Annotated in this window: 13 protein-coding genes; 8 read left to right on the top strand and 5 right to left on the bottom strand. The window is 41.5% G+C overall.

Features of this window, described 5'->3' with window-relative positions; genetic code table 11:
• Positions 1-5 precede the first annotated feature (5 nt).
• The 3 genes from LA313_RS11775 to LA313_RS11765 all read left to right on the top strand — a co-directional run bounded on the left by LA313_RS11775 (position 6) and on the right by LA313_RS11765 (position 4,784).
• Complete coding sequence (locus LA313_RS11775; RefSeq protein ID WP_228915178.1) at positions 6-1,736, top strand: TonB-dependent receptor; 1,731 nt, start codon at positions 6-8, stop codon at positions 1,734-1,736.
• A gap of 206 nt (positions 1,737-1,942) precedes the next feature.
• Positions 1,943-3,076 carry a hypothetical protein gene (locus LA313_RS11770; RefSeq protein WP_228915176.1) on the top strand — a complete coding sequence of 378 codons (1,134 nt, stop codon included), beginning with the start codon at positions 1,943-1,945 and terminating at the stop codon, positions 3,074-3,076.
• A gap of 76 nt (positions 3,077-3,152) precedes the next feature.
• On the top strand, positions 3,153-4,784 hold the full coding sequence (locus LA313_RS11765) for an amidohydrolase (RefSeq protein ID WP_228915174.1): 1,632 nt from the start codon (positions 3,153-3,155) through the stop codon (positions 4,782-4,784).
• A 355-nt stretch (positions 4,785-5,139) separates the two neighbouring features.
• Here LA313_RS11765 and LA313_RS11760 read toward each other — a convergent pair whose 3' ends face one another.
• Positions 5,140-5,904: a hypothetical protein gene (locus tag LA313_RS11760; protein ID WP_228915172.1), complete on the bottom strand. Its 765-nt coding sequence runs from the start codon at positions 5,902-5,904 to the stop codon at positions 5,140-5,142.
• A 1-nt stretch (position 5,905) separates the two neighbouring features.
• Complete coding sequence (locus LA313_RS11755) at positions 5,906-6,637, bottom strand: class I SAM-dependent methyltransferase (RefSeq protein ID WP_228915171.1); 732 nt, start codon at positions 6,635-6,637, stop codon at positions 5,906-5,908.
• Between the two features lie 26 nt (positions 6,638-6,663).
• Here LA313_RS11755 and LA313_RS11750 point away from each other — a divergent pair, with 26 nt between their 5' ends.
• Positions 6,664-7,158: a YkgJ family cysteine cluster protein gene (locus LA313_RS11750; RefSeq protein WP_228915170.1), complete on the top strand. Its 495-nt coding sequence runs from the start codon at positions 6,664-6,666 to the stop codon at positions 7,156-7,158.
• A gap of 143 nt (positions 7,159-7,301) precedes the next feature.
• Positions 7,302-7,673, top strand: a complete 372-nt coding sequence (locus LA313_RS11745; RefSeq protein WP_228915169.1) for a four helix bundle protein — start codon at positions 7,302-7,304, stop codon at positions 7,671-7,673.
• Between the two features lie 52 nt (positions 7,674-7,725).
• Here the strand turns inward: LA313_RS11745 and LA313_RS11740 are convergent, their stop codons facing one another.
• A complete protein-coding gene (locus LA313_RS11740; protein WP_228915168.1) occupies positions 7,726-8,958 on the bottom strand; it encodes an exo-beta-N-acetylmuramidase NamZ family protein in 1,233 nt (410 codons plus the stop codon).
• Between the two features lie 8 nt (positions 8,959-8,966).
• On the opposite strand from LA313_RS11740, the gene LA313_RS11735 reads away from it, so the two are divergent.
• Together LA313_RS11735 and LA313_RS11730 are read left to right on the top strand one after the other, a co-directional pair.
• Positions 8,967-10,202, top strand: coding sequence for an ABC transporter permease (locus LA313_RS11735; protein WP_228915167.1), 1,236 nt, complete (start codon positions 8,967-8,969; stop codon positions 10,200-10,202).
• A 92-nt stretch (positions 10,203-10,294) separates the two neighbouring features.
• Positions 10,295-11,275, top strand: coding sequence for a PLP-dependent cysteine synthase family protein (locus tag LA313_RS11730; RefSeq protein ID WP_228915160.1), 981 nt, complete (start codon positions 10,295-10,297; stop codon positions 11,273-11,275).
• Positions 11,276-11,344: 69 nt separating this feature from the next.
• On the opposite strand, the gene LA313_RS11725 is transcribed toward LA313_RS11730, so the two are convergent.
• Together LA313_RS11725 and LA313_RS11720 are read right to left on the bottom strand one after the other, a co-directional pair.
• A complete protein-coding gene (locus tag LA313_RS11725; RefSeq protein ID WP_228915157.1) occupies positions 11,345-11,716 on the bottom strand; it encodes a hypothetical protein in 372 nt (123 codons plus the stop codon).
• Positions 11,713-11,889, bottom strand: coding sequence for a hypothetical protein (locus LA313_RS11720; protein ID WP_228915153.1), 177 nt, complete (start codon positions 11,887-11,889; stop codon positions 11,713-11,715). Before LA313_RS11720 ends, LA313_RS11725 begins: the two co-directional genes overlap by 4 nt.
• Positions 11,890-12,119: 230 nt before the next feature.
• On the opposite strand from LA313_RS11720, the gene LA313_RS11715 reads away from it, so the two are divergent.
• The gene (locus LA313_RS11715) at positions 12,120-12,821 is read left to right on the top strand and encodes an SGNH/GDSL hydrolase family protein (RefSeq protein ID WP_228915151.1); all 702 of its coding nucleotides are present in this window, start codon (positions 12,120-12,122) and stop codon (positions 12,819-12,821) included.
• Positions 12,822-12,888 lie beyond the last annotated feature (67 nt).

Genomic DNA, 12,888 nt, shown 5'->3' with positions numbered 1-12,888 from the left:
TTCCCATGAAAATCAACTCGTTAAGTGTAGTTATCATGTTCTTATTTTTTACCGGCTTCACATATGCTCAGGACCTTGGGAGCGAAACGGTAGAAGTGGTGAAACCATATACTCCTACTGTTAGTGATGCCTCCAAAATAAGGGAGACTCCAAAAATATCAGATTCAGTGAACCTTGAAAAAAGACCTGTACAATACAGCATATTTTCTGTTCCGGTTGCCTCCACTTTTGCCCCTGCCAAAGGAAGGGCTACAACCGTGGAGCGCCAGCGTCCGCCAAAGCTGTATGATAATTACATCACCCTTGGTTTTGGTACCTACACCAGTGCTTTAGCCGAGTTCTACAGCAATATTGAAGTCACCAGGACCGATAACTTCGGAATTTTCCTCACTCATAATTCCGCTCAAGGTGGGATTGACGGTGTGGAACTGGAGGATAATTATTACGATACAGAACTCAATCTTAATTACTCTTCAAGGAACCGAAATCTCATCTGGAACACCGATTTTGGGGTAGAGCACCGACTATTTAACTGGTATGGAGTACGCGGGGATGAAGTAAGTAATAACATTATCGATGATATCGATCCCCAGCACAATTACTACAGTATATATGCTGGTGGGGAAATTAACTGGGAAAAGGCCTTTTTTGACAGGGCAGAAGTCAAATACCGATATTTTGGTGATGATTTTGAATCTAACGAACACCGCCTTACATTTAAACCAACGCTTGAAATTCCTATTGGGGGCGAATTGTTTCATACCAATGTGATTTTAGACTATTTAAATGGTAGTTCTTCTCTAGCCATAGGCGATTCTGAGGAAATTAATTACAGTTATATGAATATTGGACTGGCCTCGAGTCTAGTGGTGCTTAGAGACGATCTTACTCTTAATTTGGGTGCAGCGATCTATTACAGCTATGATTCAGAGAACAGTGACAGCGGGATATATGTTTACCCGCAGGTCACTGCAAGCTATCGCGCTGCCGGAGATTATTTTATAGCTTACGCCGGTCTTGAAGGAGAACTGCGACAGAATTCTTATTATGAATTTACGAAGGAGAACCCTTTTCTTACTCCGGGAGTAGGAATAGCACCTACAGATCAACAATATAAAGCTTACGTAGGTGCAAAAGGAAAATTAACCAGCAGTATAGGTTATAATACCCGTTTAAAATATATGGCCGAAGATTTTAAGCCACTCTTTGTGTCCACGCCTTCCGATCCTTCTGAAGCCCTAAGCAGGCCGCCTTATGCTTTCGGGAATTCATTTGCAGTTGTTTATGACAAGGTGAGTACCATTTCAGCATTTGGAGAATTAAACTTCGATGTAAATCGCAAACTTAACCTGCGTATCAATGCTGAATATTTTGTGTATGACACCGATGAGCAGGATGAAGCCTGGAACCTGCCAGACTTCAAAGCGAATTTATTAGCCGATTACCAAATCACTGAAAAATGGTTTGCAGGAGCCAATATTTTTATAGTTGGTGAGCGGGAAGACTACGGGACGTTTGATTTTACTTCGGGAATACCTGTTGTAGAAGAAAATGTCACCCTGGATTCTTATGTTGATCTCAACGCAAATCTTGGATACAGATTTAACGACAGGCTTTCTATATTTGCCCGTGGTCATAACCTTTTGGGAGATAATTACGAAAAGTGGGCAGATTATCCCGTCTTAGGGCTGCAGGTGATGGCAGGAGCTACCTACAAGTTTGACTTCGGAAGATAAAATTAATGAAGTTCGAAAAAGCCGGTTTTTACCGGCTTTTTTTATGCTTGACAACCAAGGATATTGGCTTTAAAGAATTCTTAACAATTAGATAACATTGGAATTAAACAGTGGAAGTATGCAAGTATATATTTTTGCAGCCCCAAAAGAGGGAAAAGAAGTTATATTCGCAATTCTAGAAATTTTTGAAAACCTATAATTAGGAAATGGCAAAAGCTAAATTTAACAGGATTAAAAGGAACCGGCCGTATTTGAACGTGCTCGATTTCATGGTTCAGGAAAAAACATTCCTGGCCATAGTGATTGTGGGACTCGTTCTGGCAGGAATTCTTACAGGTTATGGACAGGCCGGGATGTGGCTTGGATTCTTTTTCGCCGCTTATGCAACTGTGGCTAATGACAGTATACAATCCCTGGGAACATTCATTGAAAGTAATAAGAACCGGAAGTGGTGGACAATGTGGTTGTTCATTGGTATTATATTTCTGGCCGTAGTGACCTATAGCTGGATAGTTTTTGATGGGGATGTCACCTACCAACGACTGTTGAACCCAGATGGCACAACAAAATACCCTCATCCCGAGAACTTTAGCTTTTTCCAGATCATTGCACCCCTTGTGCTTTTAATACTTACAAGGTTAAGGATGCCGGTATCTACGACCTTTCTTATTTTAAGTGTTTTTAGTGCCGATACATCAGGTATTACCTCTGTAGTATGGAAATCCTGGACCGGGTATATTATGGCTTTTGTGCTTTCATTCTTAGTGTGGTACTTATCTTATAACACCATTAAGAAATACTTTAAGAGCCGTAAATTCAGCAAAAGCTGGAATATTGTTCAGTGGCTTGTGAGTGGTACGCTATGGGGTGTATGGGTGATGCAGGATGGTGCGAACATAGCAGTATTCCTTCCACGGCAGCTTGACTTCATGCAGTTCATAATTTTTGCCGTCACTATTTTTGTAGGTCTGGGTCTCCTGTTCTATCTAAGAGGAGATAAAATACAACAAGTGGTGAGTGAAAAGGCGAGGATTTCCGATATCAGGGCAGCAACTTTAATTGATGCCACCTACGTGATCCTGTTGATCTATAAACTTTTTATTAGTACCGTACCAATGAGTACCACCTGGGTATTCCTGGGAGTTATTGGAGGTAGGGAAATCGCAGTGAGTCTTTCACGTACCAAAAAAGGTAAAAAGCACCGTAAAAAAGCAGGAAGGATGATATTTAAAGATTTCTCCTATGCAATGATCGGGTTATTTATTTCCATTGCTCTTGCAGCCGGGGCCAACCCCGATATTCGTGAAGCCATTTGGGAAGCAATTGTAACCTGGTTTTAATGACTATTGCTCAAAATAAAATAAATGCGCTCCGGTTTGGAGCGCATTTTCTATTTTTACCCTAAATCTCTAAACGATGATCAAAAAAATATTTTTTTACATTCTTAGCTTCGGAATTTTCTTTGGCTGCAATGACACCAATAAAGAAGAAGCCGATCTTCTTGTAATTAATGCCAATGTATATACCGTGGATGATGAATTTTCTACTGCGGAAGCCTTTGTAGTGAAAGACGGAAAGTTTCTCGCTGTTGGTACTTCAAAAGAGCTGCAGGAGAAATACAATTCCGCCGAAGTCGTCGATGCGCAGGGGAAAACTATTCTCCCCGGTTTAATTGATGCGCATGCTCATTTCTACGGCCTTGGGTCTACCATGCAAACGGTCAACCTTACCGGCACCAACAGTTTTGAAGAAGTGGTCGCTCGTATCACTGAATTTCAAAAGGAAAAGAATACCGATTTTATTGTTGGTCGGGGATGGGATCAAAATGATTGGGAAGTAAAGGAGTTTCCGGTAAAGGACACTCTTGATGTATTGTTTCCCGATACTCCGGTGGCCATAACCCGAATTGACGGGCATGCCCTGTTGGCAAATCAGGCGGCGCTGGATGCTGCGGGTATTACCACAAATACACCTGCTGAAGGTGGAGAAATTGAAAAGAAGAATGGAGAGTTAACCGGGATCCTTATTGACAATCCCATGGCACTGGTGGAGAATGCTGTACCTCAAACAAGTTTAGAGGATCAAGCCGCTGCTTTACTGGATGCTCAAAAAGAGGTTTTTCAGTATGGTTTAACAACAGTTAATGATGCAGGTTTAGATCGTTTTACAATAGAACTAATTGACAGTTTACAGCAAGCAGGAGAGCTGGATGTAAGGATCTATGCAATGATTAGTAATACAAAGGAGAATCTGGATTATTTCCTCGACAGAGAACCTTTAAAAACAGAAAAATTGAATGTACGTGCTGTAAAATTCTATGCAGATGGGGCTTTGGGATCTAGAGGAGCTGCTCTAAAACAGCCTTATTCAGATAAGCACAATCATTTTGGAGCCTTACTATCTTCGGTAGCCGACTTTAAAGCAACGGCGGCGCGTATTGCCGGTTCAGAATATCAAATGAATACGCACGCAATCGGGGATTCGGCTAATGTTGTTGTGTTGAAAACTTATGATTCCCTTCTTGCAGATGCGGGAGATAGACGCTGGAAGGTCGAGCATTCACAGGTCATAGCTCCCGAAGATTTTAAATACTTCAGTAAAAATATCATTCCTTCAGTGCAGCCAACGCACGCTACGAGCGACATGTATTGGGCGCAGGAAAGACTGGGGCCGGAAAGGGAGAAAGGAGCCTATGCTTACAAAAAGTTATTGGATGAAGCGGGGATCATCGCCCTTGGAACAGATTTTCCTGTGGAGCAGGTGAGTCCCTTCCTTACATTTTATGCCGCGGTAGCACGTAAAGACACCAAAAATTATCCTGAAGGCGGATATATGTCCGAACAGGCTCTCACCAGAGAAGAAGCTCTTCGCGGAATGACAATTTGGGCCGCTTACAGCAATTTTGAAGAAGATGAAAAAGGATCAATAGAGCCAGGAAAGTTTGCCGATTTTGTCATTTTAGACAGGGATATCATGAAAGTTTCCGAAGAACAAATTCCGGACATGAAAGCAAGCGCTACCTATTTGGGTGGTAAAAAGGTTTATTAGGAGTACGATTTTAGAAGTACGAAATTAGAATTAGAAGAGCCCTTTGGAGAAAATTCAAAGGGTTTTTTGTTGTGTGTCATGTATAGCGTATAAAAACGCCACGAATACACGGATGGTTTATTTTTAGTTTTACTGAATTTCTTCGTGCACTTTTTTAGATTTTGTGATCTTCATGTGAAACTTTTTGGGGGAATTTGAAACTTGATGGCGATAAAAAATAGCCACGAATACACGGATGTTTCTATTCGATTTTATAGAATCTTTTCTTTCTAACCTTTATGCTTGATGTGAAACTGCGCTCTATTTAGGGCTCCACACTCCACAGACCTTGAACTTTAAACTATAAGCCGCAGGCCTATTTCCCTCCATTGGCCTTGAGGTCCAGCTTACATTTCTCGTCAAAATCAATGACCTTTTGCCCGTTTTCGAAAAAACTTAGGGGAGAGGAGCTAATATCTATAGCAGCAGCCATTAGACATCCATCCACATTACAGTGGGCCCTGTATTCTTTATTTGTGTCTTCGTGTTCACTTTGAGCCGGGGATCCATTATTGACCAGGCCGAAAAGATGTCCAAATTCATGATGCAGCGTAACAGTCTGGACTTCACTTCGGGAAATATTGCCAGCCATTTCATCAATTTCATTTTCAAAAACAACCATCGAAGTATTCATATATGCTTTTCCGAGGATTCTGTGGCGCTCTCCGCTATCTTCACTTTTGTTGTCGGCAAAAAATATAAAAGTTGCCAGTTTCTTATCTTTTGAAAAAGCTGTTCGGTTTTTTTTCTCTACACTTTTGATCTCTTCAATAGAGTAGGTATCAGTCTGGGGACTGGCAATAGCCCTCTTCTTAATCGAGATCCCGTCGGGTTTATTTGTATACTTGTTGAGAAATGTAGAGAGGCTTTGTAAGGCTTCTTCGGCAGGTTCGTGTCCTGTCACATAGACTACTTCCAGCTCCATGGAAGTAAATACTTCATCGCTTAAATAATCTCTTGCCGAAGCTCCTAGAACCAGGTCATTTCTATGCGCAGATGGTTCCTTTGCAGGATCATCAGGGCTACAGCCGGTTAAAAAAAGCAGAAAAAAGATCCAGCTAAAATAATATTTCCCCCTCATTTTAATTTTTTATTGTTAGCCTTGCCAGGTAGTCGTAATGTTCTCCCTCATAGATTTTTGCACAATCAAATCCATTCTTTGATGCTGCTAAAGATAATGAATCAAAATCAAGGTACAACCAGTCGAATCTTGCTGAAGTTTCACTTTTATAACTCAGACTGTAAGTGAGTTCCCCATAATAACCTTTAGAAGAGTCAACCCAAACCCCTCCATCTTCATCGGCATCAAAAAGATAAATAAGGTCTGATGAGTCAATGATCACCTGTCCATCTTCGGCCAGTAAATTTCTGAGCTGCTTAAAAAAGTTGTCCAGGAATTTCATTTTTCCTACGATTCCCGTGCCATTCATGAGCAGCAGAATCGTGTCAAATTTCTCTTCGGAAAGTTTGTCAAAAGCAATGTTTCTTGCATCTTTAATGCCCCGTTTCAGGCAAATGTCTATAGCTCCGGCCGAAGTATCAATGGCAGTAACCTGAAGCTTTCGTTCCTCCTGCAGGTAAAGTGAGTGGCTTCCGGCACCGCAGCCAACATCAAGTACTTTTCCGCGGCACAATTGTAAAGCTTTTTGCTCCAGCTTTGGCATTTCTTTATACCTTCTAAAGAGGTAAGGCACCGGGATCACATCATCATCAAAGTCGGGAGAGTGGACTATTATATCCTCTTCGTCACCGGTTTCAAAGAATGCAGTTAGTGCTTTTCCAAAAATATCGGGATCGTTTTTTAGCTTGTTCACGTGTTGGTTCTGTTTATCTTTGCATCATGCAGGATGAGTTAAATGGGCTCCCGCAAAGGGCCAAAGATAAACATAAGGAGAATAAGAAGTTTTTCTCCCAGCTTAAAAAGAAGCCGCCTAAGCACCTGGATCTTCAAATGCAGGAGTTACATGAGGAGGAATTTGAACGTACCGACTGCCTTAATTGTGCTAATTGTTGCAAAACTACAGGCCCTCTATTTACCAACAAAGACATAGAACGTATTTCGAAGCACCTGCGTTTAAAGCCCCAGCAGTTTATTGATCAATACCTGCGCATAGATGAAGATAATGATTATGTGCTACAGGAAGTGCCCTGCGCCTTTCTCGCTCCCGATAATTACTGTCTCATTTACGACGTGCGCCCAAAAGCCTGCAGTGAATTTCCTCATACCAACAGAAAAGACTTCCACAAGATCTCTAACCTCACCATTAAAAATGTTGGCATTTGTCCGGCAGCGTATAATATTGTGGAGGAGATGAAACGCAGAGTGTTGAAATAACCAATTTTAGATTTGGCTATTGCCAGGAGCAAATTTCATTCAAACGGCAATGTTACGGGTTACGTGTTGCGGGTGAAATTTATCATCTAATTTGCTTAACTTTTCTCCTGAAGTCTATTACGCTAATCTTATTCACTCTTTTAATGGCAAATTCTTATAAGGAACTGGAGATTTATTCATTATCATTAAAGCTCTTTTATAAAGTTCACTCTTTGAGCCTTCAATTACCGAAATATGAACTTTATGAATTGGGAAGTCAAATTCGCAGGTCTGCAGACTCAGTAAATACTAACATAGTAGAAGGTTATGGACGTAGGAGATATAAAGCCGATTTTCTTAAGTTCCTAATTTACTCTCACTCAAGCAATGATGAAACTTTAAATCATTTAGAGAAGATTTTTCATCTTTATCCGGGAATTATGGAAGATCACCTTTATCTGAAAAAGGAGTACAATAATTTGGGAGGCAAAATTAATTCGTTTATTAAGTATGTCGAAACATCCTGGAAAAGTTAAATTTTATACCGCAACCCGCAACTCGCAACCCGCAACAAGCAACAGGCGACAATTAGTACACTAAATAATTCTTCCTAACCTTCGCAAATTCTTCCAATCCCGCTTCCCATGTAGCACGAATCTCTTCTGCACTCATTCCGTTTTTTATTTGCTGCTGAAGTTTTGTCGTGCCCGCCAGATTTGTAAAAAAAGAATTGAAAAACTCCCCTTTTTGAGAGGTGTGGTTGTAGGCTTCAATTAACCATTCCAGGTTAATAAAGTCCAGCCGTTCGGTTTTAGAAAGATCTTTGCCATAGCAGGTTTTTCCGAGATGTTTTGGAGATTTTGCCCCTTCGTTAGACTCCGGAAAATAGGAAAAGGGAAACTTTTCCTTCGGAAGAAATGGGGATCCAAACACCTGAAATTGTTTTGATGTGCCACGGCCGGCATTCACATTGGTGCCTTCAAAAAAGCACAGGCTGGGATAAAGGTTTATTGCTTTAGCATTTGGCAGGTTGGGAGAGGGTTTTACCGGTAGCTCGTATGGCTCGTTCCGGCCATAGTTTTCCATTTCAACGATCTTCATAGGCGCCTGAATTCTATCCTTTAGCCAGCCTTCCCCATTGATCATTTTTGCATATTCTCCTATGGTCATTCCGTGTACCACCGGGATGGGATGCATTCCTACAAAGCTTTTATGTTCAGGTTCGAGAACCGGCCCGTCGATGTAATGTCCGTTTGGATTAGGACGGTCAAAAACAATAACCTGAATATTATTTTCGGCAGCTGCTTCCATTACGTAATGTAGTGTCGAGATGTATGTGTAGAATCGGGCACCGACATCCTGAAGATCAAAAACCAAAACATCAATTCCTGCCAGCTGTTGTGCAGTAGGTTTTTTGTTGTTCCCGTAGAGGGAAATTACCGGAAGCCCCGTGCGTGGATCTTTACCATCTTCAACTGCCTCGCCGGCATCGGCTGTGCCGCGAAATCCATGTTCGGGAGCGAAGACTTTCCGAAGATCAACTCCAAGAGACAGCAGCGTATCTACGAGATGCACATTTCCGGCTTCAGTGGGAATAATACTAGTTTGGTTCCCGACGAGCGCAACTTTTTTACCTTCCAAAAAAGGTAGAAAATAGTCGGTTCTTTCGGCGCCGAGTTTTAGTTCCTGCACAGCTTCAGCAGTTGTCGAATCCTTCTTGGCTTCAGCAGGAACGGCAGAAGGATTTCCGGAGTTGTTTCCGCAGGCAGTAGCGGCAATAAATAGGAATAAAAATGTACTTTTGAAAAATCTTAAACTCATAGCTACTCTTGAATCTGGAATTCTTTATCGCCAAACGCCTCATAAGTTCGAAGCAGCACAAAAGTAGCATATCGGCACCTATAATAAAAATAGCCATCGTGGCCATTGCCATAGGGGTGATCATGATGCTGGTTGCTTTTGCGACCGGAATTGGCCTACAACAAAAGATAAGGGAAAAAATGTCGGCCTTTACGGGACATATTACCATTTCCAGCTACGACAACAACAATTCACAGGTGTCATTGATGCCAATCTCAACAGATCAGGATTTTTATCCCGAATTTACAAGTGTCGACGGAGTTGAGCATATACAGGCAACAGCATATCTGGGCGGAGTGATTCGCACCGAAACCGATTTTGAAGGGATTATTGTAAAAGGGGTGGGAACCGATTTTAACTGGGATTATTTTGAAGATTTTCTTGTTGAAGGAGAAATGCCTAATGTGACCGGAAGCCTTAACGATGAGGTTCTTATTTCCAGCTACACAGCAAACAGGCTGGGGCTAGAGGTTGGGGATAAAGCGATCACTTACTTTTTGAGGGACGAAAGCAGCAGAACCCCTTTGACAAGGGCTTTTGAGGTAAAAGGTATATACAATTCGGGGTTTCAGGAATTTGATGAGCTGTATATGTTAGGCGACATACGGCATGTGCAACGCATTAACCGCTGGGAAAAAGATCAGGTAGGGAATTTTGAGGTTTTTCTGGAAGATTTCAGTCAATTGGAAGAGAAAGGGCAGGAGATTTATGAAAACACCGGCTCCTTCCTTGATACGCGTACAATAAAGCAGCAGTATTACTCCATTTTTGAGTGGTTGTCGTTGTTTGACTTTAATATTGCACTTATCATCGGGATTATGATCCTGGTGGCAGGAATTAACATGATCACAGCTTTGCTGGTGCTTATTCTTGAACGCACGCAAATGATTGGGATCATGAAAGCGCTGGGAAGCAGCGACTGGATCATAAGAAAGATCTTCCTGTACAACGCCGGATACCTTATTCTGCTCGGTCTCTTCTGGGGGAACTTAATCGGCCTGGGCTTATTATTTGCGCAAAAGTACCTTAAGCTCATTCCCCTTAATCCCGAAACTTATTACGTGACCGAAGCGCCTGTTTATCTGGGTTGGGAGTATATTTTGGGAGTGAACCTGGGAACTCTGCTTCTTTGTATGCTCATGTTGCTTATCCCTTCGTTCATTATTACCAGGATCTCTCCCGTCAAAGCAATGAAATTCGATTAGAAGCGACTGTCAAAAATGACATTTTTGGCACCTCTTTTGAACCCTTTTAAAAGCTGCTTTTTTTCTTACCTTTGCAGCCGAAAAATTAAGACATGGAATACGCTGAAAATATATTAGGTACTATTGGAAATACGCCTCTCGTCAAGATGAATAAATTGACAGAAGTTATAGATGCACTGGTACTGGCAAAATATGAGACTTTTAATCCGGGGAACTCGGTAAAGGACCGGATGGCGGTGAAAATGATCGAAGATGCCGAAGCTGCCGGACTTTTAAAGCCGGGAGGAACTATTATTGAAGGGACTTCAGGAAATACAGGGATGGGCCTTGCCCTTGCTGCTATTGTGAAAGGTTACCGAATGATCTGTGTCATGGCCGATAAGCAATCCAAGGAGAAAATTGACATTTTACGTGCCGTAGGCAGTGAGGTAGTCGTTTGTCCGACAGATGTGGCGCCAGATGATCCTCAGTCTTACTACTCTACCTCCAAACGCCTTTCTGAAGAGACGCCGAATTCCTGGTATGTCAATCAATACGACAATCTTTCGAATACCAAGGCTCATTATGAGAGTACAGGGCCGGAAATTTGGAGGCAAACTGATGGTAAAGTGACTCATTTCGTGGTTGGAGTGGGAACCGGCGGAACCATTTCGGGGGTTGGAAAATACCTGAAGGAGCAGAATCCAAATGTAAAAATCTGGGGTGTGGATACTTATGGATCCGTTTTTAAGAAGTACCACGAAACAGGAGAGTTTGATGAAAAAGAGATATATCCATATGTGACGGAAGGCATTGGAGAAGATATTTTGCCCAAGAATGTTGACTTCGATATTATTGACGGCTTTACAAAAGTGACCGATAAAGATGCTGCTATCTACACCCAAAGACTTGCCAAAGAGGAAGGAATGTTCCTTGGGAATAGTGCAGGAGCTGCGATCAAGGGTTTACTTCAGCTAAAAGAGCATTTTAAAAAGGATGATGTGGTAGTGATCTTATTCCACGATCACGGAAGTCGGTATGTAGGCAAAATGTTTAATGATGACTGGATGCGAAAAATGGGATACATTGAATAAGATTCAAGAACCAGGACTTATAAAAGTAAAATAGTAAAGAGCTGTCTTTTTAGGCAGCTTTTTTTATTTCTAATACTGAAGCTTTCGTGATGATGCTTCAGATCTTTGGACCAGCCAGAAAATTAAGGCTCCGCCGAAGTACAGCAGCACATCTAGTATATCCTGAGTGTATCTTGTTGTAACTTCAGGAAGATACCATTCAAAGTAAATGGAATAAAGTGTGGCGAGAGAGAAAGCAGAAAAAAGAGAAATTTTGAGGTCTTTCCTTTTGCTGATCTTTCGGATAATGAAAAGACAAAGACTCAAAACTATTGGCATGCACAGCAGGTCGTTAAGATAGGAGGAGAAGAAGGTGGGCAGTGGTAAAGAAAGATGAAGCAGGAATAAATTTCCAAGGAAAATTCCGAAGCAAATAAAGAACAGCAGATAAATATTTCTCATACCAGAAAAAGAGCTGTAATAAAGGCCAGGGCACCGCCTATGATCATTACCGCTAACCAGACGTTAAATCCCACTTTTTTAAGTCCGCTCATGAATTTACTCTCCTTTTTGGAGGGATTCTTTTTGTTCTTTTCCGGTTTCTGCTCGCCCGGCGCAGGCTGCTCTGGCATCATAGTTACGATTTTTGAATAAGATAAAATTTTTATTGAAAACTTCTTGATGCAGCAGCCGGTTTAACCGGGAATTAAGAATCTTTAGCTGCACAAAAGAAATGGAACCAGATAGTTTTACACAATTTTATTTCCCTGAGATTCAAAATTTGGCTTGGTTGGCAAATTTCAGGAAAGAAGTTCTGCTGCTGCGGGAGAAAAATATATTTTAGTAGATTCAAAAAAATGATCCTATGAAATTTACTTATCTGTTACCATTGTGCTTCATATTCCTGCTTACAGGCTGTAAAGAAAATGAATCTGAAAATGTTACTGTCGTCCAGGAAGATGCACTAAGATATCTTGCTTTGGGCGATTCGTATACCATTGGCGAAAGTGTCAGGGCAGAGATGAGATGGCCGGTGCAACTCGTGGAGAGACTGAGAAAAGAAGGTCTTGACATTGAAGATCCCAGGATAATTGCCACAACAGGCTGGACCACGCAGGATCTGCTCAGCGCCATGGAGGCTCAACTCAACAATGAAAAATTTGATCTTGTCTCTGTATCCATAGGAGTTAACAATCAATACCAGGGAAAATCCATAGATGCGTATCGTGAGGATCTTTACGAAATCTTCGAAAGAGCGATTTCCCATTCCGAAAGTGGAGCAGAGGGAGTTTTTGCTGTAAGTATCCCCGATTATGGAGTTACTCCTTTTGGCGCGGAAAGAGCTGAGGAAATTGGAAAGGAACTTGATGAATTCAACCAGGTTTTTGAAGAAGTAGCTTCAGAATTTAATGTTGATTTCTATGATATCACACCAATTTCCCGAAAGGCCGTCAATGAGCCTGAGCTTATTGCAGAGGATGACCTGCATCCAAGTGGGGAAATGTATCGCCAGTGGGTAGATCTTTTTTATGAAGAAGTAATGCAAAAAGTCGCTTTAAAAAATTAACAGTATTTGTAAGGCTTCTCCTGCATTTTATTTAGCTGATCCTTAGATGTGTATGGAAATATTCCAT

This window comes from Salinimicrobium sediminilitoris (assembly GCF_020866905.1).
GTDB classification, from domain to species: Bacteria; Bacteroidota; Bacteroidia; order Flavobacteriales; family Flavobacteriaceae; genus Salinimicrobium; species Salinimicrobium sediminilitoris.
The sequence above is the reverse complement of the archived record's forward strand: the minus strand, read 5'-3'. Positions and strand labels throughout refer to the sequence as shown.